Annotated in this window: 19 protein-coding genes; 13 read left to right on the top strand and 6 right to left on the bottom strand. The window is 71.4% G+C overall.

Annotated elements, in window-relative coordinates; translation table 11 throughout:
- Positions 1-328: 328 nt before the first annotated feature.
- Positions 329-922: a hypothetical protein gene (locus QQG74_RS11700; RefSeq protein WP_341720316.1), complete on the top strand. Its 594-nt coding sequence runs from the start codon at positions 329-331 to the stop codon at positions 920-922.
- Positions 923-1,122: 200 nt separating this feature from the next.
- Positions 1,123-1,986 carry an SPFH domain-containing protein gene (locus tag QQG74_RS11695; RefSeq protein ID WP_341720315.1) on the top strand — a complete coding sequence of 288 codons (864 nt, stop codon included), beginning with the start codon at positions 1,123-1,125 and terminating at the stop codon, positions 1,984-1,986.
- A gap of 76 nt (positions 1,987-2,062) precedes the next feature.
- On the opposite strand, the gene QQG74_RS11690 is transcribed toward QQG74_RS11695, so the two are convergent.
- Together QQG74_RS11690 and dnaE are read right to left on the bottom strand one after the other, a co-directional pair.
- A complete protein-coding gene (locus tag QQG74_RS11690; RefSeq protein WP_341720314.1) occupies positions 2,063-3,100 on the bottom strand; it encodes an aminotransferase class V-fold PLP-dependent enzyme in 1,038 nt (345 codons plus the stop codon).
- Positions 3,101-3,195: 95 nt separating this feature from the next.
- Positions 3,196-6,729 carry a DNA polymerase III subunit alpha gene (dnaE, locus tag QQG74_RS11685; RefSeq protein WP_341720313.1) on the bottom strand — a complete coding sequence of 1,178 codons (3,534 nt, stop codon included), beginning with the start codon at positions 6,727-6,729 and terminating at the stop codon, positions 3,196-3,198.
- Positions 6,730-6,922: 193 nt separating this feature from the next.
- Here dnaE and QQG74_RS11680 point away from each other — a divergent pair, with 193 nt between their 5' ends.
- Positions 6,923-7,468: an RNA polymerase sigma factor gene (locus QQG74_RS11680; protein ID WP_341720312.1), complete on the top strand. Its 546-nt coding sequence runs from the start codon at positions 6,923-6,925 to the stop codon at positions 7,466-7,468.
- Positions 7,461-8,105 (top strand): hypothetical protein, encoded by a 645-nt coding sequence (locus QQG74_RS11675; RefSeq protein ID WP_341720311.1) that lies wholly within the window; start codon positions 7,461-7,463, stop codon positions 8,103-8,105. Before QQG74_RS11680 ends, QQG74_RS11675 begins: the two co-directional genes overlap by 8 nt.
- A gap of 9 nt (positions 8,106-8,114) precedes the next feature.
- On the opposite strand, the gene QQG74_RS11670 is transcribed toward QQG74_RS11675, so the two are convergent.
- Both QQG74_RS11670 and QQG74_RS11665 read right to left on the bottom strand, forming a co-directional pair.
- Positions 8,115-9,584, bottom strand: coding sequence for a serine/threonine-protein kinase (locus QQG74_RS11670; protein WP_341720310.1), 1,470 nt, complete (start codon positions 9,582-9,584; stop codon positions 8,115-8,117).
- 61 nt (positions 9,585-9,645) lie between these two features.
- Complete coding sequence (locus tag QQG74_RS11665) at positions 9,646-10,470, bottom strand: TetR/AcrR family transcriptional regulator (protein ID WP_341720309.1); 825 nt, start codon at positions 10,468-10,470, stop codon at positions 9,646-9,648.
- Between the two features lie 102 nt (positions 10,471-10,572).
- Here QQG74_RS11665 and QQG74_RS11660 point away from each other — a divergent pair, with 102 nt between their 5' ends.
- Positions 10,573-11,244 carry a GNAT family N-acetyltransferase gene (locus QQG74_RS11660; RefSeq protein WP_341720308.1) on the top strand — a complete coding sequence of 224 codons (672 nt, stop codon included), beginning with the start codon at positions 10,573-10,575 and terminating at the stop codon, positions 11,242-11,244.
- Positions 11,245-11,334: 90 nt separating this feature from the next.
- On the opposite strand, the gene QQG74_RS11655 is transcribed toward QQG74_RS11660, so the two are convergent.
- Complete coding sequence (locus QQG74_RS11655) at positions 11,335-12,918, bottom strand: MDR family MFS transporter (protein WP_341720307.1); 1,584 nt, start codon at positions 12,916-12,918, stop codon at positions 11,335-11,337.
- 104 nt (positions 12,919-13,022) lie between these two features.
- The gene (locus tag QQG74_RS11650) at positions 13,023-13,694 is read right to left on the bottom strand and encodes a TetR family transcriptional regulator (RefSeq protein ID WP_341720306.1); all 672 of its coding nucleotides are present in this window, start codon (positions 13,692-13,694) and stop codon (positions 13,023-13,025) included.
- Positions 13,695-13,833: 139 nt separating this feature from the next.
- On the opposite strand from QQG74_RS11650, the gene QQG74_RS11645 reads away from it, so the two are divergent.
- The 8 genes from QQG74_RS11645 to QQG74_RS11610 all read left to right on the top strand — a co-directional run bounded on the left by QQG74_RS11645 (position 13,834) and on the right by QQG74_RS11610 (position 22,086).
- On the top strand, positions 13,834-14,175 hold the full coding sequence (locus tag QQG74_RS11645; RefSeq protein WP_341720305.1) for a PadR family transcriptional regulator: 342 nt from the start codon (positions 13,834-13,836) through the stop codon (positions 14,173-14,175).
- Positions 14,172-15,191 carry a permease prefix domain 1-containing protein gene (locus QQG74_RS11640; protein ID WP_341720304.1) on the top strand — a complete coding sequence of 340 codons (1,020 nt, stop codon included), beginning with the start codon at positions 14,172-14,174 and terminating at the stop codon, positions 15,189-15,191. Before QQG74_RS11645 ends, QQG74_RS11640 begins: the two co-directional genes overlap by 4 nt.
- A 129-nt stretch (positions 15,192-15,320) precedes the next feature.
- Positions 15,321-15,917 (top strand): LemA family protein, encoded by a 597-nt coding sequence (locus tag QQG74_RS11635; RefSeq protein WP_341720303.1) that lies wholly within the window; start codon positions 15,321-15,323, stop codon positions 15,915-15,917.
- Between the two features lie 7 nt (positions 15,918-15,924).
- The gene (locus QQG74_RS11630; protein ID WP_341720302.1) at positions 15,925-17,988 is read left to right on the top strand and encodes a M48 family metalloprotease; all 2,064 of its coding nucleotides are present in this window, start codon (positions 15,925-15,927) and stop codon (positions 17,986-17,988) included.
- Positions 17,989-18,061: 73 nt separating this feature from the next.
- Positions 18,062-19,348: a sensor histidine kinase gene (locus tag QQG74_RS11625; protein WP_341720301.1), complete on the top strand. Its 1,287-nt coding sequence runs from the start codon at positions 18,062-18,064 to the stop codon at positions 19,346-19,348.
- Positions 19,345-20,052 (top strand): response regulator transcription factor, encoded by a 708-nt coding sequence (locus QQG74_RS11620; RefSeq protein ID WP_341720300.1) that lies wholly within the window; start codon positions 19,345-19,347, stop codon positions 20,050-20,052. Before QQG74_RS11625 ends, QQG74_RS11620 begins: the two co-directional genes overlap by 4 nt.
- 82 nt (positions 20,053-20,134) lie before the next feature.
- Positions 20,135-21,028 carry an ATP-binding cassette domain-containing protein gene (locus QQG74_RS11615; protein ID WP_341720299.1) on the top strand — a complete coding sequence of 298 codons (894 nt, stop codon included), beginning with the start codon at positions 20,135-20,137 and terminating at the stop codon, positions 21,026-21,028.
- Positions 21,025-22,086 carry an ABC transporter permease gene (locus QQG74_RS11610; RefSeq protein WP_341720298.1) on the top strand — a complete coding sequence of 354 codons (1,062 nt, stop codon included), beginning with the start codon at positions 21,025-21,027 and terminating at the stop codon, positions 22,084-22,086. Before QQG74_RS11615 ends, QQG74_RS11610 begins: the two co-directional genes overlap by 4 nt.
- Positions 22,087-22,101 lie beyond the last annotated feature (15 nt).

Here is a 22,101-nt window from a genome sequence, read left to right as displayed (position 1 = left end):
CGGAACCGTTCCGTATCGAATGTGACGCCGCTCACCGGTCGGCCCACCGCCGCCAACCGGGCCGGGCCCACATGGAATGCCGGGCCACCGGGCGGCGTTGTATCGGGTAGCCGACCGAGCAGGGCCCACGGGGCCTCGGCGTGATCTCCCATCCCCCGGAATCACCGCCACCCGTCGGTCGTTGTATCTGGCTCCGGCGCCGCGACGTGGCCCTGGCCCCGCGCGCTGGATCCCCCCTTTTTCGCCTTTGAGCGCCGGACGGTGCTTGCGTGCGCCCGATGCCCCCATGTCGTCGGTGTGTGCGCCAACCCCCGAATGGAGCTTTGTCATGAACACGATGCTGCGTAAGAGCGTGCTGGGTATTGCTGGTCTGGCTGTTGCCGGCGGTCTGGCCGCCGGTCCGCTGAACCACGCCACCACCGACACCCCGACCACCACTGGTGGTCCGGTCGCCGCCGCGGTGCAGGCCGGCAAGCCGGACACCGGCAAGCTGATCCCGCATGGTGTGCAGGGTGAGCAGTCGCGAATCGAGCTGAACGACGAGCAGACCCGCAACGTCAAGGAGATCATCGCCGCGACGAAGAAGGCCGGTATGGACGAGCGGGCCGCGGTGGTGTCGATCGCGACCGCGTTGCAGGAGTCGAAGCTGGAGAACCTGGGTCACCTCGGTGACCGCAACGACCACGACTCGCAGGGCCTGTTCCAGCAGCGCCCGTCCAGTGGTTGGGGCACGGTCGAGCAGATCACCGATCCGCAGTACTCGACCACCGCGTTCCTGAAGGGTCTGCAGCAGGTCGACGGCTGGCAGCAGATGCCGCTGACCGAGGCCGCCCAGACGGTGCAGGTCTCGGCGCACCCGTTCCTGTACGCCCAGTGGGAGCAGCAGGCCGCTGACCTGGTCGCCGAGCACTGGAACAGCTGACCACAGACGAACACTCGCTGGCCGGCACCCGACAAGGGTGCCGGCCAGCCCTCTCCCCCACCCCATTCCCTCCCCCCGCGATCTTGCACTTTCGGGGAGCCGGGGTGGTGCGAGCTGTCTTCTTGATGCTGGGGCTCTTGTCAGGGGCGACTATGTTGATGATCAACTCAGCAGGTCATCCCCTGGAAGGTTCGGCAACCATGCCCTTCGGCTTCATCCTGGCGATCGCCACCGCCGTCATCGCGGCCGTCGCGGTCGCCGTCACCCTGTTCGGTACGCAACGCAGTGTGCGGCAGGGCGCGGTCCTCACGGCGATCGCCGCCGTGGCAGCGACGCTCCTGCTCACGGTCGTATCCAGCGCGCATTCGGTGCCCATCCGCTCGGTCGGGATCGTCACCAGCTTCGGTAAGCCCACCGGTGAGGTGACTGGCTCCGGCCTGAAGTGGGTCGCGCCCTGGCAGCGGGTCGGCGAGTGGGACGCCGGACGGCAGAAGTACGACCACATCGGCGACAACAACTGCGTACGGGTGCGTACCGGCACCCTCGCCGACGCCTGTGTCGAGGTGCTGGTCGAGTGGCAGGTCCGGCCCGAGAACGCGCCGAAGCAGTTCATGGACTACAAGGGCGACTTCGACAGCTTCCGGGGCCAGCGGGTCGGCGTACAGCTCGACAGCGCGGTGAACGACGCCTTCTCCTCCTACAACCCGCTGGAGCGCATCGACGCGAAGACCGGCAACCTGAACGTCGACCTCAAGCCCTTCGCGGAGAGCATCAAGACCAGCGCCGATGGCCGGCTCGCCGACGACGTGGACATCCTGTCGGTCACCATCACCCGGGTCAACCACGACGACAAGACCGAGGGCAACATCAAGGCATTCCAGGACAAGCTCGCCCAGACCCGCAACCTCGAACAGGACCGGCGCAACGCCGAGATCCAGAAGCAGATCACCGAGACCAACGCCAAGGTGGACAAGGTGACCCGCTGCCTGGAGATCTCCGAGAAGAACGGCAGCGCGCCGGGGCTCTGCATCAACCCGGGCATCGTCACCGGCACCGGCAAGTGACGGGTACGCCTACGCCTACACCGCGTTAAGAAGGGGCCCTTCCTCTACCCGAGGCGTTAACAAGGGCCCCTTCCTTTCATCCGGTCAGGGCGTTGAGGGCGAGGTCGACGTCTGCTTCGGTGGTGTAGAGGTGGAAGGAGGCCCGGACCCGGCCGGCCCGGACCGCCGCACGGACGCCCGCCCGTTCGAGCTTCTCCTGCGCGCCGGGCACCTCCACGCTGACGATCGCGCTGTTGCCGGGCGGTCGCCCCAGCCCGGCCAGGAACCGGTTGGCCAACGCCACGTCGTGCGCGTGCACCGCCGGCACCCCGATCTCCAGCAGCAGTTCCAGGGCCGGGGCCGCGCCGACCCAGTTGAGCCAGGCGGGCGAGATGTCGAACCGGCGGGCGTCGTCGGCCAGCCGCAGCGGTGGCCCGTAGTAGGAGGCGTGCGGGTCCTGGCCGGCACACCAACCGGCGGCGTCCGGGCGTAGCCGCTCGCGCAGCGCGGGGTCGAGGTAGGCGCAGGCGGTGCCCCGGGGCGCCATCAGCCATTTGTAGCCGCCGGCCACCACGACGTCGGCCCGGGAGGCGTCGAACGGCAGCCAACCGCACGCCTGGGTGGCATCGACGGCGACGAGCGCGTCGTGCGCCCGTGCCGCCGCGACGATGTCGTCGTACGCGGCCAGGGTGCCGTCGGCGGACTGCACCAGACTGAACGCCACCAGGTCGGTGTCGGCGTCGATCGAGTCGACGAGCTTGTCCAGCGGTACGGTGCGGACCTCGACGCCCCGCGCCTCCTGCACCAGCCACGGGAAGAGGTTCGAGGTGAACTCGACCTCAGGGACGAGGACCCGGGCACCGGCCGGCAGCGCGGCGGCCACCGGCGCCAGCATCTGGGAGACGGTGGAGCCGATCGCCACGTCGGCCGTTGGTACGCCGACCAGCCGGGCGAAGGCGGCCCGCGTCCGATCCGCCGCCGCGCTCCAGTCCTTCCACACTCCCCGGCCCGCGCGCCAGTCGGCGAGCGCCGTCTGCACGGCGTCCCAGGCCGGGTCGGGCGGCAGTCCGTAGCTGGCACTGTCCAGCCAGCCGGGCTGCGGGTGCCACAGCTTCTGTGCCTGTTCCCACTCCATGCCCAGCGACGCTAACCTCCCGCCGGTGCACCCCCCAGGTCCAATCCCCACCCCCTGGCCCATCTCCACCCAGGACGTGTCGATGAAAGTACGGGTCAGCTGACGTTGGCCGGGCCCAGGACGCTCTTCAGGTCGGCCATCAGCGCGGTGGTGGCGGCCACCCGGACCGGACCGAGCCGCCAGGTGGTGCTACGGCTGCCGTTGAGGAGCTTGACGTGCACCTCGGCGTCGCCGGGGTGCAGGACCAGGGTCTCCTTGAGCCGTTCCACAAGCGGCGGGGTGCAGCGGGTCACCGGGATGGTGAGCGTGACCGGTTTGTTTGTCGCGCTGGCGCTGACGTCGGGCATGGACATGTCCATCGCCATGATGCGGGGGATGTCGTCCCGCCGGTCCACCCGCCCCTTGACCACCACGATGGCGTCCTCGGCGATGTACTGGCCGATCACCTCGTAGGTGTTCGGGAAGAACAACGTCTCCACCCCACCGGCGAGGTCCTCCAGGGTGGCCGAGGCCCACGCCCGGCCCTGCTTGGTGACCCGCCGCTGCACTCCGGAGAGGATGCCGGCGAGGGTGACCACCGCCCCGTCGGGCACGGTGCCCTCCTCGGAGAGGGCGGCGATGGTGCAGTCGGCCGCCGGGCCGAGGATGTGTTCCAGGCCGAACAGCGGATGGTCGGAGACGTACAGGCCGAGCATCTCCCGCTCGAAGGCGAGCTTGTCGCGCTTGTCCCACTCCCCCTCGGTGATTGTCGGCATCACCGTGGTGGTGGTCGCGGTCTCGGTGTCGCCGAAGCCCGCGCCGAACAGGTCGTACTGGCCGACGGCCTCCTTGCGCTTGACGTCGGCGTACGCGTCGATGGCGTCGGCGTGCACGGCGAGCAGACCCTTGCGCGGGTGGCCCAGCGCGTCGAACGCACCGGCCTTGATCAGCGATTCGATGGTCTTCTTGTTGCAGACCACCGCGTCCACCTTGGACAGGAAGTCGTAGAAGTCGGCGTACTCGCCCTTCTCCTCGCGGCACCGCATGATCGCGCTCACCACGTTGGCGCCGACGTTGCGGATCGCGCCGAGACCGAAGCGGATCTCCTTGCCGACCGGGGTGAACGGCCCGGCCGAGGTGTTCACGTCCGGCGGCAGCACCTGGATGCCCATCCGGCGGCACTCCGACAGGTAGAGCGCCATCTTGTCCTTGTCGTCGCCGACGGAGGTGAGCAGCGCCGCCATGTACTCGGCCGGGTAGTGCGCCTTGAGGTACGCCGTCCAGTACGACACCAGGCCGTACGCGGCGGAGTGCGCCTTGTTGAAGGCGTACCCGGCGAACGGGACCAGGACGTCCCAGACCTTCTGGATCGCCTCGTCGGAGTAGCCGCGCTCGCGGCAGCCGTCCCGGAACGGGATGAACTCCTTGTCCAGGATCTCCTTCTTCTTCTTGCCCATCGCCCGGCGCAGCAGGTCGGCCTGACCGAGCGTGTACCCGGCGAGGATCTGCGCGGCGCGCTGCACCTGCTCCTGGTAGACGATCAGGCCGTAGGTGGGGGCCAGGATCTCGCGCAGCGGCTCTTCCAGCTCCGGGTGGATCGGGGTGATCTCCTGGAGGCCGTTCTTGCGCAGCGCGTAGTTGGTGTGCGAATCCACGCCCATCGGACCGGGCCGGTACAGCGCCAGCACGGCGGAGATGTCCTCGAAGTTGTCCGGCTTCATCATCCGCAGCAGCGAACGCATCGGCCCGCCATCGAGCTGGAACACGCCCAGGGTGTCGCCCCGAGCCAGCAGCTCGTAGGCACCCTTGTCGTCAAGCGGCAACCCCAGCAGGTCCAGTTCCTTGCCGTGGTTGAGGCCGATGTTCTTCACCGCGTCGTCGATGATGGTCAGGTTGCGCAGGCCGAGGAAGTCCATCTTCAACAGCCCGAGCGACTCGCACGTCGGGTAGTCGAACTGGGTGATGATCACCCCGTCGGAGTCCCGGCGCATCAGCGGGATGTGCTCGATGATCGGCTCGGCGGACATGATCACCCCGGCGGCGTGCACGCCGGTCTGCCGGATCAGCCCCTCGATGCCCCGGGCGGTGTCGATGACCTTCTTGACGTCGGCTTCCGACTCGTACATGCCCCGGATCTCGCCGGCCTCGGCGTAGCGGGGGTGCTTCGGGTCGAAGATGCCTTCGAGGGGGATGTCCTTGCCCATCACGGCCGGCGGCATGGCCTTGGTGATCCGGTCACCTACCGCGTACGGGTAGCCGAGCACCCGGGCCGAGTCCTTGATCGCGGCCTTCGCCTTGATGGTGCCGAAGGTGGCGATCTGCGCGACCTTGTCCTCGCCCCACTTGTCGGTGACGTACTTGATCACCTCACCGCGCCGACGCTCGTCGAAGTCGATGTCGACATCCGGCATGGAGACCCGCTCGGGGTTGAGGAACCGCTCGAAGATCAGCCCGTGCGGGATCGGGTCCAGGTCGGTGATGCCGAGCGCGTACGCGACAAGCGAGCCGGCCGCCGAGCCGCGGCCCGGACCGACGGCGATGCCCTGGCTCTTGGCCCACTGGATGAAGTCGGCGACCACGAGGAAGTACGACGGGAACCCCATCTGGATGATGACGCCCAGCTCGTACTCGACCTGCACCACGTGCCCCTCGGGGATCCCGTTCGGGAACCGGCGGGCCAGCCCGGCGAAGGTCTCCTTGCGGAACCAGGATTCCTCGGTCTCGCCCTCGGGCACCGGGAAGCGCGGCATCAGGTTGTGGAACTCGAACATCCCGGCCGGGTCGACCTTCTCGGCGACCAGCAGCGTGTTGCGGCAGCCCTCCAGCCAGACGTCCGAGTTGTCCACGCCGCGCATCTCGTCGGCGGACTTGATGTAGTAGCCGCTGCCGCCGAACTTGAACCGGTTCGGGTCGGCGACGTTGCTGCCGGTCTGCACGCAGAGCAGCACGTCGTGCGCCTCGGACTGGGCCTCGTGGGTGTAGTGCGAGTCGTTGGTGACCACCGGCGGGATGTTCAGCTTGCGGCCGATCTCCAGCAGCCCGTCGCGGACCTGCTTCTCGATGTCCAGGCCGTGGTCCATCAACTCCAGGAAGTAGTTCTCCTTGCCGAAGATGTCCTGGTATCTCGCCGCCGCTTCGAGGGCCTGCGCCTCGTGGCCGAGCCGCAGCCGGGTCTGCACCTCACCGGAGGGGCAGCCGGTGGTGGCCATCAGCCCGTCGGCGTACTCGGCGAGGAGTTCGGCGTCCATCCGGGGCCACTTCACGAAGTAGCCCTCGGTGTACGCCTTCGTGGTGAGCGTGAAGAGGTTGTGCAGGCCGGTCTTGTTGCGCGCCCAGATCGTCTTGTGGGTGTAACCGCCGCTACCGGAGACGTCGTCGCTCTTCTGCTCCGGGCGGCCCCACCGCACCCGAGACTTGTGGAACCGCGACTCCGGCGCCACGTACGCCTCGATGCCCAGGATCGGCGTCACCCCGGCGGCCATGGCCTGCTTGTAGAAATCGTTCGCGCCGTGCATGTTGCCGTGGTCGGTCATCGCGACCGCCGGCATCCCCTGCCGCTTGACCTCGGCGAACAGGTCCTTCAGCCGGGCCGCTCCGTCGAGCATCGAGTACTCCGTGTGCACGTGCAGATGCGCGAACGAATCGCCCATGCGGAGGCCCCCCGGGTCGGATGATCGAGTCGGTCGGCCCACCCTATCCCGCCGCCGAACCGGCCTCAGCGCGCCGCGCGGACATCGACTGCCGCGCGCCCGCCAAATCACGCAGAGTGACCGGTAGGCGTCGCTGGCGTGGTCGGCGTAACCTGGGCTGCACCGCACACCAGGCGAGCACGGGACGGGCGCGATGACCCTCACGGACGGGATCGAGGACCTGGCTACCGCTGCGGCGCGCGGCGACCGCGACGCCCGGGACGCGCTGCTGGCGGCGATCCGACCCGAGGTGCTGCGACTGTGCGGCCGGTTGCTGCCCAACCGCCAGGACGCGGAGGAGGCGTGCCAGGACGCGCTGCTCGCGGTGGCGCGCGGCATCCACCGGTTCGAGGCACGCTCCTCCTTCCACACCTGGCTGTACCAGTTGACGGCCAACCGGGCCCGCTCCACGTACCGGTCGCTGCGCCGCCGGTGGCTGGTGGAGGCCGGTGGCGTACCGCTGCCGGACCCGCCCGATCCGCGCCGGACCAGCGTGGTCGCCGGCACCCGGCTGGACCTGCTGGAGGCCCTCGACGCGATCCGCGCCGAAGCGGCCGAGGCGCTCACCCTGCGCGACGTGCTCGGCCTGGGTTATCGCGAGATCGCCGACCTGCTCGACGTACCCGAGGGCACGGTGAAATCCCGGATCCACGAGGCCCGCCGGCAGGTTCGGCGGCGACTCACCGACGGCGATGACTGACCTCGCCGCGAACCCGGGTGGGTCCGGCCGGCGACGCGGGCGTCGGCCACGCCGGGGCGGGCAAGCCGGCCGGTCGTCAGCGGCCGGTGGCCGGCAACGGGCCGCGTTGGTCCTGGTCGTCGCGCTCGCCGCCGGTTGCGCGGACGAGCCCGTCGCGCCGCTGCCGGTACGCCCACCCGTACCGTCCTCACTCGCCACGTCTGCGCCCGCGACCTCCTCGCCACCGCCCTCGTCGCCGTCCGCCGTCTCCTCGCCCACGCCGCCCGCCACACCCCCGGCCCCTCGGCCGGTCGAGACGAGCCGGCCACCACCCGCACCGAGCGCGACGACCGGCCGGCCGCCACCGACGATCCCCCGGGTCTCCGCCACGGCCTCCAGCGCCTGTTTCGGCGCGATCCGGTACGACCTGGCGCTGGCCACCGGCGGGCCGCTGCCGTCGTCGCTCTGTTTCGCCACCGGCGGGGTGCTACGGATCCAGGGCATCGGGCCGGGCGAGATCACGGTGGACCGGCCGGAGCTGGTCGACCACAACTACGAGGCGGGTGTCGTCGACCTGCGGTTCGTCCGGACCGGCACGGTGGACGTGTTCATCCCGCGGCCGGACGGTACGCACGTGATCACGGTGGTGGTGCGCTGACGCCCTCGGCTAGCGCACCCGGACCCCGTCGAGCAGTGCGTCGACGAACTCGTCACCGACGTCGGGCGGAGGCACCACCTGCGCGTAGAGCAGGCCGACGGGGGTCCGGGCGGCGGCCTCGACCAGCACCGGACGGTCGTGCGGGCAGTCGAAGCGGGCGATCACCCAGTCCAGGCCGCCGCGCCGCACCTGCCGTACCGGGGCCGCCGTGCAGTCGGCGTGCGGCTGTTCGGCGACGAAGCCGGCCGGACCGGTGTGACGCGCGGCGATGGCCGACAGCCCCAGGAAGGCCCCCGGCACCCTCGGATCGCTTGCCCATTTCCGCGGCTCCGGTGAGATCACCAGGGCGGGTTCGAGCTGGCCGGCTTCGTCGTACCGGCCGGCCCAGCCGGTGCCGGCCGCCCGCCAGCCGGCCGGCAGCACCACGCTCACCGGGCCGCTCGTGGCGATGGTGGCCACCGGCCCCGAGTCGGCCGCGACCACGCCGCCGGTCAGCACCAGCACCAGCACCGACCCGACGCCGAGCAACCACCGCAGCCGCCCGGACCCGGCCGGTAGCCAAGTGCCGGCCCGCCGCCGGTCGGCGGGGCCTACCGGCAGCTCGGTACGCGGCGGCCCGGCGCGGGGGCCGGGTGGTGCCGCCGGTGCGCAGGCGCTGAGCAGTGCGGCCCGGAAGGCGGCGGCGTCCGGGTAACGGTCGGCCGGGTCGGTGGCGCCGGCCCGGCGCAGCACCTGAGCCACCGCCGCCGGTACGCCCGTCCGCAGGCCCGTCTCCCGCTGCCCCACCTCACGCTGCCCCGCCTCACGCTGCCCTGCTGTTGGCGGATCGCCGCCCGCACGGGCAGGGTCGGCCGGGGTACTGCCGAGCAGCCGCAGGCCGAGCCGGCCGAGGGCGTACACGTCGGCACGCTCATCCACGACCGCAAGCGGATCGTCCTGTTCGGGGGCCATGTAGCCGGGGGTGCCGGCCCGCATGGTGAGCCCCGAGGCGGCGGCGAGCGCCTTGGCCAGGCCGAGATCGGCGATGAGTACCCGGTCACCGTCCGGACCGGAGCCGAACAGGATGTTGCCGGGCGTGAGGTCACGGTGCACCACCCGGTGCCGGTGCAGCACGGCCACCCCGGCGGCGACCTCGACGAGCACGTCCAGCGCGGTGGCCACCGGCAGCATTCCGGCGGCCAGCCGTTCCCGCAGGCTGCCCCCGTCGGCCCAGTCCAGCACCGTGTACGGGCGCCCGTCGGCCAACTCGCCCACCTGGCGCACCCGGACCAGCCGGTCGTCGTCGATCCGGCGCAGCAGCCGCGCCTCGTCCAGGAACCGTTCCCGCACCCGTACGTCGTGGTGCCAGTTCTCGGCCAGCACCTTGATCGCCACGTGGGCCCGCAGCACCGGGTCGTGGGCCAGCCAGACCGTCGCGAACGATCCCACCCCGAGCAGCCGCTGCACCCGGTACGCCCCGATCTCCGCCGGCACCCCCACCCTCCACACCCTCCCTCCCCCACCCCCGCCCCGCAACAACCCGCCCCCGTCGCGGCGGACATCACGGCGGCAGCAGGCCGTCGATCAGGCGGGCCAGGCCGAACTCGAACCACTGCGCCAACTGCGGATCCGGGTTGGCCGTCGGCACCGGCCGCGCGGCGGCCAGCCAGCCGCGCTCCCGGGTACGCCCGGTGCGTTCCAGCAGCGCGAAGGTGCCGGCCCACCAGGTGTCCCAGGCGGTGGCGCCGGCCGCCCGCTCGGCCCGCTCGGTCACGTGCAGCAGCGCCATGCCCTGCACGTAGCCACTCAACGTGAGGTAGCCGGCGAGCGCGTCCGGCAGGTCGTACCCGGCGTCGGTGAGCGCCGCGATGGTGCCGTCGATGAGCGTCAGCACCGCCGGGCCGATCGGCGGCCGGGTGGTCGCGAGGACGGCCAACAACCACGGGTGCCGCCGGTACAACGACCACTCCGCGCGGGCCAGCCGGACGAGCCGCTCACGCGGCGTCCCACGTTCCCCGTCGGGCATCGGGCCGCTGTCCAGCACCTGCTCGACCATCGCCCCGAGCAGGTCGTCCCGGTTGCGTACCCAACGGTAGACCGCGTCCGGGGTGAGCCCGGCGCGGTGGGCCAGGGTGCGCACCGACACCGCGTCGAGACCCTCGGCGTCGGCCAGTCGGACCGCGATGCGTACCAGATCGTCGCGGGTGGCGACGCCGTCACCGGCCCGCGTGCCGAGTGGACGCCGCGACGGCGCGGCCCGTCCCTGGTCCCGGCGGCGGCGGTACGCCCGTGCCTGGCAGCCACGTGAGCAGTACCGTCGGGGCCGCCCCCGGCCGGGGCCGGACGGCAGTCCGCCGTCGCACTCGACGCATCGGGAGCCTGTCATCCCGGCCCCTTTCGTCACCCCGATTGTCGTGACGAAAGTACTCCCCGGCCGCCCGCCGGCTGGCCAGCATCGGAGGTGACAGTCACCGACCGAGGAGCGATCGTGTCTCCCACCCTCGCCGTACGCGTACGGCTCGCCGCAGCTGCTGATCTCGATGCCCTCGGGCCCGCCTGCACCGCCGCCTTCGTCGACGAGGCGGTGCTCTGCTGGGTGTTGCCCGACCCGGCGGAGCGGGCCGCACGCACCCCGGCGATGTTCCAGGCCATGCTGGACGTCGCCGTACGCGACGAGCAGATCACCGTCGCCGAGCTTCCCGACGGCACCCTGGCCGGAGTGTCGGCGTGGATAGCTCCGGGCGCCACTGCCGCCGGGGCGGACCCGGCCGCGCAGCCGGCGCAGGTCAGCCCCACCGACGACCCGGTCGCCCGGCGGCTGGCGACGGTCGCCGAGACGGTCGCCGCCCACCGTCCCCGGGAACCGCACCTCTACCTCGCGTCGATGGGCGTACGGCCGGAGCGACGCGGCCACGGCCTCGGCGGCGCGATGCTCAGTCACCGCCTCCGCGAGGCGGACGCCGCCGGGCTGCCGGCGTACCTCGAAGCCTCCACCGAGCGCAGCCGTCGGCTCTACCTGCGGCACGGCTTCCACGACCACGGCCGGCCACTGGCCCTGCCCGACGGTGCTCCCGTGCTGCGGCCGATGTGGCGGCCCGGCGCGAACCCGGCCCGCCGCGACCCGATCGCCCCCACCGCCCGGCCGCAGGTCAGGACGTGACACCGCAACGTCCGGGCGGGAGACCATTCGCCGGAACGAGCACCGGCACCGGCGCAGGCTGCGCCGGTGCCGGTGCCCCGGTCGGATGGGTCAGTGCATGGCGGTCAGGCCCGCCGCCTCCTTCTCGGCACGCTCGTCGCCGCTGAGGGTGTGCAGCTCCTTCTCCCGGATGAACAGCACCGCGACCAGGGCGAGGAACGCGATCGGCGCGCCGATCAGGAACAGTTCCGAGGTGGCGGTGGCGTACGCGTCCCGCACGATCAGCAGCACCGGCTCGGGCAGGGCGGAGAGGTCGGGCACCTCGCTGGTGCCACCGTCGGTCGCCCCGGCGGCCGGTCCGAGCTGCGCGGTCATCAGGCTGGTGACCCGGTTGGCGAGCACCGCGCCGAGGGCGCTGACGCCGATCGCGCCGCCCATGCTGCGGAAGAAGGTGAGTACGGAGGTGGCCGCCCCCAACTCGTGGGCGGGCACGTCGTTCTGGGCCGCCAGCACCAGGTTCTGCATCAGCATGCCCACCCCGATGCCGAGCAGCGCCATGTAGGTGAACAGCAGCGGCAGCGGGGTGTCGACGTCGATTGTCGACAGCAGCAGCATCCCGACCACCATCACCGCGGCCCCGGCCACCAGGTACGCCTTCCAGCGGCCGTACTTCGTGATGAGCTGACCGGCGACCGTGGAGGAGACCAGCAGGCCGAGGATCATCGGCAGGCTCATCAGGCCGGCGACGGTCGGCGACTTGCCCAGCGAGGTCTGGAAGTACTGGGACAGGAAGACCGTCCCGCCGAAGAGGGCGACGCCGACCAGCATGCTGGCGAGGGTGGTCAGGGTGACCGTGCGGCTACGGAAGATCTTCAGCGGGATGATCGGCTCGGGTGCCCGGGACTCGACCCAGATGGCCGCCAGCAGCATCGCCAGGCCGCCGCCGACCATCAGGGCGGTCCAGCCGGAGGCCCAGGCGAACTTGTGTCCGGCCAGCGACGACCAGATCAGCAGGGTGGAGACACCGGCGGTGATCAGTGCCGCACCGGCCCAGTCGATGCGTACCTTGCGGCGGATGACCGGCAGGTGCAGGGTGCGCTGGAGCAGCACGATGGAGAGGAAGCTGAACGGTACGCCGATCAGGAAGCACCAGCGCCAGCCCAGCCACGAGGTGTCGACCAGGACGCCGCCGATCAGCGGTCCGGCGATGGTGCCGACGCCGAACACGGCGCCGAAGATGCCGGCGTAGCGGCCCAGTTCGCGGGGCGGGATCATCGCCGCCATCACGATCATCGCCAGCGCGGTCATGCCGCCAGCACCGATGCCCTGCACCACCCGGCTGACCAGCAGCACCTCGACGTTCGGGGTGAGCCCGGCGATCAACGAGCCGAGCACGAACAGGCCGAGCGAGAGCTGGATCAGCAGCTTCTTGCTGTAGAGGTCGGCCATCTTGCCCCAGAGCGGCACGGTGGCGGTCATGGCCAGCAGTTCGGAGGTGACGATCCAGGTGTAGACGGTCTGGCTGCCGTTCAGGTCGGCGATGATGCGGGGCAGGGCGTTCGCCACCACGGTCGAGGCGAGGATGGCCACGAACATGCCCACCATCAGCCCCGAGAGGGCCTGAAGGATCTCGCGGCGGGACATCCGGCCGTCGTCCGCCCCGGGCGCGGCGATCGGCTCGGTCGTACTCGTCATGGGGCTACTTCCTCACGCGTGGTCGCTGTCCCCGCGCGGTCGCGCGGGGAATCGATGCTGGTCTGGGTGCCGCGCCGGCTCGATCGGCGCGGGCCGGCCCGGCGTCAGCCGGTGCGCGGGTCCGGCAGGGTGCGCGGGTCCGGCAGGGTGCGCGGGTCCGGCAGGGTGCGCGGGTCCGGCAGGCCGGCGGCGATGGCGGCGAAGGCCTCGTCGAGCAGCGCGGCCAGGGAGCCGCCGCCGCCGCTGGCCGTCCAGCGGATCATCGCGGTACGCAGGGCAGCCCCGGCGACCGCCACGACCAGGGCGGGGTACGGGTCGTCGCTCGGCAACCCGCTGCGCGCGGCGATCACCTCGACGAGGGCCCGTTCGGTGGTGGTGTTGCCGGCAACCAGGCGGGCCAGCAGCACCGGGTGCTGCGCGACCACCCGCATTCGGAGCAGCCACAGCTCCGCGTCGCCCTGCGCCTCGTCGACGAATTCGACGAAGGCGCGCCGGAGCGCCTCCAGTGCGGGTGCTTCCGCCGGCACGGCGGCGAGCGCACGCAGTACGCCGTCCCGGTCGCCCTCGCCGTTGCCCACCAGAGCGTCGTCCTTGGTCGGGAAGTAGTTGAAGAAGGTCCGCGCGGAAACGTCGGCCGCCTCGCTGATCTCCTCGACCGTCACCTGGTCCAGCCCGCGCTCGGCGACCAGGCGCAACGCGGCGGTGGCGAGGGCCGCCCGGGTCTGTCGCTTCTTGCGGTCCCGCCGGCCCAGCGTCGCCGTCTCGTCAAAGGTCACGGCCGAACTCTAGAGCCAAAGATGCAGCCTCTGCAAAGTTTTATTTTGTGACGCGAAACGCCTCGACCGACACCATGTTGCCCAGCGGACATTATTGCGGGCTGGACGATAGTGTGTGGCACACACTATCGTGTGACGCATGGTCAGCGACGACGTGCTGCGGACACACCTTCAGGAGCTACGCCGGGGAACGGTGGTGGTGGCCAGCCTGGTCGCGCTCCGCCAGCCCGACTACGGCTACGCACTGCTGCAACGGCTCACCGGGCACGGCTTTCCGGTCGACGCCAACACCCTCTATCCCCTGCTGCGGCGACTGGAGGAGCAAGGGCTCCTGAGCAGCGAGTGGAACACCGAAGAGAACCGGCCGCGCAAGTTCTACCGCACCAGCGAGGCCGGCGAGCAGCTGCTCGGGCGACTGCTCGCCGACCTCGCCACCGTCCAGTCCTCCCTGGCCACCCTGATCGAAGGAGCCCCCCGATGACGACCACCCTGACCGACCGATACCTCGCCGCCACCCTGCGCTCGGTACCGGCCGACCGACGCGACGAGATCGACACCGAGCTGCGCGCCTCGATCGCGGACATGATCGACGGCCGCACCGCCGACGGCGTCGACGCCGCCACCGCCGAGCGTGACGTGCTCAACGAGTTGGGCGACCCGGCCCAACTCGCCGCCAGCTACGCCAACCGCCGGCTCCAACTCATCGGCCCGGAGTACTACCTGGCCTGGCAACGGCTGCTGATCGTGCTGGTCAGCACCATTCCGGCCATCGTCGGCACCGTGGTCGGGGTGGTCCAGGCCACCACCAGCGACAACGTGGGGGGCGCCATCGGCGCCGGCATCTCCACGGCGATCAACGTCGCGCTACAGATCGCGTTCTGGGTGACGGCGGTCTTCGCCCTGCTGGAACGGCTCGGCACCTCGCTGAACCTGCCGCGCTGGTCCGTCGACCGACTCCCCGACTCGTCCGCCCGGCGCGACACCAACCTCGCCGACACCTGCGCCTCGATCGTCATGCTGCTGCTGTTCATCGGGTTCCTGCCGTGGCAGCACTTCCAGACGGTGGTCGGTGACGACGGTCGGCTGCCGATCATCGATCCGGCGCTCTGGACCTCCTGGCTGCCGGTGCTGATCGCGGTCCTGCTCGGCACCATCGTCCTGGAACTCGCCAAGTACCGGGCCCGCCGGTGGACCGGACGGCTGGTCCTGGTCAACGTCGTACTCAACCTGGCGTACGCGGTGCCGGTGATCTGGCTGCTGCTCACCGACCGGTTCTTCAACCCCGACTTCGTGGCCCACTTCGCCTGGCTGCGCGACGGCGGCGTCGACACGGTCTCCCGGATCAGCGTGGTGGTGATCGTCGCAATCACCATCTGGGACATCATCGACAGCGCCCTAAAAGCCCCCGCCCCACCCCCTAACCCCCACCCCACCCCACCCCACCCCCACCCCCACCCCACCCCCACCCCGTTGATCATGAGGTTGGCGGCAGTTTGAAGATCAACGAGTGCCGCCAACCTCATGATCAACGCTGAAGGGGGTGGGGGACGGGTGGGTGGGGGTGGGGGTGGGTGGTCGAACGTACGATGATCAGGGGTAGGACCGACGCGTACCGAGGGAGCGGCCGTGGAACTGATCATCGGATTGTTGTGTCTGGTGCTGATCGTCGTGGCGGTGCTCGGCTTCGGCGTGTCGATCTACAACGGGCTGGTCCGGGCCCGCAACGCCTATCGCAACGCCTTCGCCCAGATCGACGTACAGCTGATCCGGCGGCACGACCTCATCCCCAATCTGGTCGAGACCGCCAAGGGCTACCTCAAGCACGAGCGGGAAACCCTTGAAGCGGTGATCTCCGCCCGCAACGCCGCCGTCAACGCGCAGGCCAGCGCGGCGGCGGCCCCCGGTGACCCGGCGGCGATGCAGCAGCTCAGCGGCGCGGAGAACGCGCTCACCGCCACCCTGGGCCGGCTCTTCGCGCTTTCCGAGGCGTACCCGGACCTGAAGGCCAACCAGAACATGATGCAGCTGTCGGAGGAGCTGACCTCGACGGAGAACCGGGTCGCCTTCGCCCGCCAGGCGTACAACGACTCGGTGATGGCCTACAACAACAAGCGCGAGGTCTTCCCGTCCAGCCTGGTCGCGGGGATGTTCTCGTTCGGGCCGGCGGCGCTCTTCCAGCCGGACGACCCGACGCAGCGTCAGGCCCCGCAGGTCTCGTTCTGAGTCGCCGATGAACTTCTTCGAACGGCAGCGCCAGGTCCGCCGGCTGTCGACCCGGTTGGTGCTGCTGTTCGTGCTGGCCGTGATCGGCATCGTGGTGGTGGTGAACCTCGCCGCGATCGTCGCGTTCAACGCCACCGCCGGCCCGCCGGAGCAGCTGCTCGGGCTGATCGCGGTGGTCAGCGTGGGCACGGTCGCGGCGATCGGGCTGGCCGCGCTGGTGCGTACGCTCGCACTGCGCGGCGGCGGCGGGAAGGTGGCGCGCGAGTTGGGCGGCGTGCCGGTGCCCACGAACACCACCGACCCGGAGCTGCGCCGGCTGCGCAACGTGGTCGAGGAGATGGCGCTGGCCTCCGGTGTGCCCGTGCCCGAGGTCTACGTCCTGCCGAACGAGGCGGCGATCAACGCCTTCGCCGCCGGTTGGGGCCCCTCCGACGCGGCGGTGGCGGTCACCCGGGGCGCGTTGCAGCGGCTCAACCGCGACGAGTTGCAGGGGGTCATCGCCCACGAGTTCGCCCACGTGGTGAACGGCGACATGCGGCTCAACATCCGGCTGATGGGCCTGCTCTTCGGCATCCTCTTCCTGACCGTGGTCGGTCGCGGCCTGGCCCGCGCCGGTGTCCTCGGCGGCGGTGGCCGGCAACGCAACAACAGCGGCGGCGGCGTGAACCCGCTGGCGCTGGTCGGGGTGGCCCTGCTGGTGGCCGGCTACGTCGGGGTCCTCGCCGGGCGACTCATCCAGGCGTCGGTGTCCCGGCAACGCGAGTACCTCGCCGACGCCTCGGCCGTGCAGTACACCCGGCAGACCCGGGGCATCGCCGGGGCGCTGAAGAAGATCGGCGGGCTGACCGACGGCTCCGAGCTGAAGTCCCCGAAGCGCGACGAGGTCGGACACATGCTCTTCGGCGAGGCGGCCCGGACCTCCTGGTTCGCCACCCATCCGCCGCTTGCCGACCGGATCAGGGTGCTGGAGCCCTCCTTCGACCCGGCCGAGCTGCAACGGCTGTCGCGGCAGTGGGCGGCGGCCCCGCCCTCGGGCCGGCAGGAAGACCTCGCGCTCGGCCTGGCCCCGACCGGCCGGCCCGCGGCCGGCGCGCCAGGCCAGACACACCAGCCCACGTCGGGTCAGGCACGCCAGCCCACGCCAGGTCAGGCACGCCAGCCCACGTCGGGCCAGACACACCAGCCCACGTCGGGCCAGGCACGCCAGCCCACGTCGGGCCGGCCCGGACCCGACGCCCGGGTGCGGGTGGTGCCGGAGGAGGTGTTGGGCCGGGTCGCCGCGCCCACCGAGACCGCCTACACCCATGCCGCGGCCATCCTCGACCGCATCCCGGACCCGCTGCTCGACCGGGCCCGCAACCGCGAGACGGCCGTACCCCTGCTGCTCGGCCTGCTGCTCAGCGCCGAGCCGGAGGTCCGGCAGCACCAGTACGCCGCACTGGCCCAGCAGCACGGCCGCGACCTGGCCGACGGTGCCCTGCGCGCGGCGGACGAGCTGGCCGAGTTGCCCGCCGAGTTGCGGCTGCCGCTGGCCGAGCTGACCTTCCCGGCGTTGCGCGAGCGGCCGGGTCAGCAGTTGGAGGGGCTGCTCGCGGCCGTGTTCACGCTGATCCACGCCGACGGTGCGATAAACGTGACCGAGTACTGCCTCTCCCGGTTGTTGCTGGCCGAGATCCAGGAGTCGCTGCGGCCGGACTCCCGCTGGCGCACCGACCGGCGCAAACTCACCGACGCCCGGTCGGCGGCAGCCGCCCTGCTGGCCATCCTCGCCCAGGTCGGGAACCCCGACCGCACCGAGGCCGAACGGGCCTTCCAGGCCGGGATCGCCGCCCTGCTGCCCGGGACCAGCCTGCCGTACGCGCCGCCGGAGAACGGTGTGCTCGCCCTGGAGACCGCCTGGCCGGTGCTGGACGGGTTGCGGCCGGACGACAAGGAACGGCTGGTCGCGGCGGTGGTCGCGGTGATCGGGCACGACGGGATGATGAGCGTGCCCGAGGTCGAACTGCTGCGTACGATCTGCGGCCTGCTGCACTGCCCGCTTCCGCCGATGGCCGGCCACGGTCTCGACTGACCAGGGTGTCTGTCCCCACGGTCCGCCGAGCGCGGACCACGTCGACGCCGCGGATGGTGGCATCCTGGTCGGGGTGAGCACCGAAACGGGGGACGCCTGGCGACGGCCGGGGCCCACCCCCGAACAGCAGCGTCTGGACCTCTACGCCGGGCTGGCCGCGACGGCCCTGGCCCTGCTCAGCCTCACCCTGGCCAGAAGCACCGGGAGCTTCCTGCTCGGGCCCCCGCCGTCCGGCATCGAACAGCTGCTCTGGACCGTCGCGGTGCCGCTGCCGCTGATCTGGCGCCGCCGCTTCCCCGCCGCCACCGCGCTGGTCATCGCCGCCGCGTTCATCGGCGCGCAGGTCCGCGCCGTGCCGGAGTGGCAGCTGTCCCAGTGGGCGTTGTTCGCCGCCATCTACACGCTTGGCGCCTGGGGACGGGATCGCCGGCTGGCCCGGCGGCTGCGGATCGGCATCATCGGCGCGATGTTCGTCTGGCTGGGCATCTCCTACGCGACAAGCTTCGACACGATCCCTGCGGACGCGTTCGCGGAGGCGGTCGGGCCGGTGCCGCCGATGCTCGCCGCGATCGTCACCGGGGTACTGATAAACGTGCTGTTCTTCGGGTTCGCGTACGCCTTCGGGGAGACCGCCTGGATCGCCGCCCAACGGCAGCACGAGTTGGCCCGGCACACGGAGCAGCTGCTGCGGTCGCAGGCCCAGATCCGGGAGCACGCGGTGATCGGTGAGCGGGTCCGGATCGCCCGCGAGTTGCACGACGTGGTCGCCCACCACGTGTCGGTGATGGGCGTGCAGGCGTCGGCCTGTCGCCGCGTCTTCGACAAGGATCCGGGGAAGGCCCGGATGGCGCTCACCGCGATCGAGGAGACCGCCCGTACGGCCGTCGACGAGCTGCGCCGGATGCTCGGCGTGCTGCGCGCCCGCGACACCGACGGTGCCGGTGAGGGCACCGGTCAGGCCGCCGGAGTCGACCAGGTCGACGCCGTGCTGGAGCGGGCGCGCGAGGCGGGACTGCACGCCACCCTGGGCAGGTACGGGGAGCCGAGGCCGCTGCCCGGGTCGCTCTCCCAGGCGGTGTACCGGGTGGTCCAGGAGGCCACCACGAACGCGCTGAAGCACGCCACCGGGGCGAGAACGCTCGACGTACGGATCCGCTATCTGGCATACGAGGTGGAGGTCGAGGTGACCGACGACGGCCGGGCCACCCGCCCGACGAACGCCGACGGGCTGGGCCTGATCGGGATGCGGGAACGGGTCGCCGCACACGGCGGCGAGTTCGAGGCCGGTCCGCGTACCGGCGGTGGTTGGCGGGTGCGGGTCCGTTTGCCGTTGCCGGTTCCGACGGGAACGCCGGCATGAGCACGGACGCGGTTGCCGACGCCGGCCGGCCGATCCGGGTGTTGCTCGCCGACGACCAGCATCTGGTCCGCACCGGCTTCCGGGTCATCCTTGAGGTGGAGGACGACATCGAGGTGGTGGGCGAGGCCGCCGACGGCGAACGGGCGGTCGGCATGGCGCGGGCGCTACGCCCGGACGTGGTGCTGATGGACGTGGAGATGCCCGGAGTCAACGGCCTGGAGGCGACCCGGCGGATCAGCGCCGACACCGACACCCCGGGCGGCCCGGCGGTGCTGATCCTCACCACCTTCGACCGGGACGACTACCTGTTCGCCGCGCTGCGCGCCGGAGCCAGCGGCTTCCTGCTCAAGAACGGCACGCCCGAGACCCTGATCGAGGCGATCCGGGTGCTGGCCAGGGGTGACGGCCTGCTCGCCCCGGAACTCACCCGGCGGGTGATCGCCACCTTCGCCCGGCCCGGCGACGCCGGTGTCGTCGGCGCCTCGGCGCAGGCGGCGCTGCGCGACCTCACGCCCCGGGAACGGGAGGTGCTGGTGCTGGTCGCCGGGGGTGCCAGCAACGCCGAGATCGCCGGCGCGCTGCACCTCGGCGAGGCGACCGTCAAATCACACGTCAGCCGGGTACTGGCCAAGCTGGGCCTGCGGGACCGGGTGCAGGCGGTGGTCTTCGCGTACGAACACGGGGTGGTCCGGCCCGGCGGGTGAGCGACCTCCGCCCAGCGGCGGAATGACGATCTCCGTCGGCGGGCGGACGGCAGTCGGCCATCGACGCCCTAGCGTTCTCACCATGACCAGCGTGCTCCGCCTCGACGGCGTCGACCGCAGCTTCGGCGACCGTCAGGTACTCAAAGACGTCACCTTCGACGTCACTGCCGGACGGATGACCGGCTTCGTCGGCGGCAACGGCGCCGGCAAGACCACCACCATGCGCATCGTCCTCGGTGTGCTCGCACCGGACGCGGGCCAGGTGACGTGGCGCGGAACGCCGCTGAGCCGGGAGGTTCGGCAGCGGTTCGGCTACATGCCCGAGGAACGCGGCCTCTACCCCAAAATGACCGTACGCGACCAGGTGACCTACCTCGGCCGGCTGCACGGGATGGCCGCTGGGCACGCCCAACGTGCCACCGACGCGCTGCTGGAGCGGGTCGGGCTGGCCGAACGGGGCGGCGACCTGCTGGAGACGCTGTCGCTGGGCAACCAGCAGCGCGCCCAGATCGCCGCCGCGCTGGTGCACGACCCCGAGGTGCTGGTGCTCGACGAACCCTTCTCCGGCCTGGACCCGCTGGCCGTGGACACGATCGTCACGGTGCTGCGCGAGCGGGCCGCCGCCGGTGCCCCGGTGCTCTTCTCCAGCCACCAGCTGGACGTCGTCGAGCGGCTCTGCGACGACCTCGTGATCATCGCGGACGGCGCGATCCGCGCCGCCGGCAGCCGCGAGGAGTTGCGCGCCGCGTACACCACGCCCCGGTTCGAACTGGTCGTGGAGACCGACGCCGGCTGGCTGCGGGACCAGCCCGGGGTGAGTCTGGTCGACCTCGACGGCGCCCGCGCCGTGTTCGATCTGGCCCCCGGCGCCGACGAGCAGCCGGTGCTGCGGGCGGCACTGGAACGCGGCCCGGTGCGCGCGTTCCGCCCGGTCCGCCCCTCCCTCGCCGAGATCTTCCGAGAGGTCACCCAGTGAACACCTTCGAGGCCACCCGCCTGGTCGCCGCCCGGGAGATCCGGGTCAAGTTGCGCGACCGTACCTTCCTGATCAGCACCCTGGTCTTCCTGCTGATCGCTGCGGCGGCGACCATCCTGCCGCCGCTGCTGGCCGGCGGGCCGCCAAGCGTGGCGGCGACCGAGGCGATGGCCGGTCCGCTGCGCGAGGCGGGTCTGGAGGTGCGTACGGTGCCCGACGACGCCGCCGCGGAGCAGTCGGTCCGCGACGGCGACGTGGACGCCGCGGTCGTCACCGGCCCGGCCGTGCTCGCCATGACCGAGGCTCCCCGCGAGGTGGTCTCCGCGCTGAGCAGTGCGCCGCCGGTCCAGCTGCTGGATCCCGACGCGGTGGACCCGGCGCTTGCCTTCCTCGTGCCGTTCGCCTTCGCCTTCGTCTTCTTCATCACCTCACAGACCTTCGGCGTGCAGATCGCGCAGAGCATCATCGAGGAGAAGCAGACCCGGATCGTGGAGATCCTCGTCTCCGCGGTGTCCGTCCGGGCGCTGCTGGCCGGCAAGATGCTCGCCGGCACACTCCTGGCGCTCGGGCAGATCGCGCTTGTGGCCCTGGTCGCGGTGGCCGGCGTGGCCTGGGGCGGCGACACCGGGCTGCTCTCGCTGCTCGCCCCGGCGATCGGCTGGTTCATCCCGTTCTTCCTGCTCGGCTTCGTGCTGATCGCGGCCATGTGGGCGGCGGCCGGCGCGCTGGTCAACCGGCTTGAGGACATCGGCGGGGTGTCCACGCCGGTGCAGCTCGCGGTGATGCTGCCGTTCTTCGCGGTGGTCTTCCTCAACGACAACCCCACCGCCATGCAGGTGCTGTCCTACCTGCCGTTCTCCTCGCCGACGGCGATGCCGCTGCGGCTGTTCAGCGGGGACGCGGCCGGCTGGGAACTGCCGGTGTCGCTGGTCCTGCTGCTGGTGGCGGCGGTCGGGTTCCTGCTCGCCGGGGCCCGGGTCTACGAGGGGTCGCTGCTGCGTACCAACGGCCGCACCTCGCTGCGTACCGCCTGGCGCGAGCGCGAGACGGTGAGCTGAACGCCTGCGCGCCCG

Source organism: Micromonospora sp. FIMYZ51 (genome assembly GCF_038246755.1).
GTDB lineage: Bacteria > Actinomycetota > Actinomycetes > Mycobacteriales > Micromonosporaceae > Micromonospora.
The sequence above is the reverse complement of the archived record's forward strand: the minus strand, read 5'-3'. Positions and strand labels throughout refer to the sequence as shown.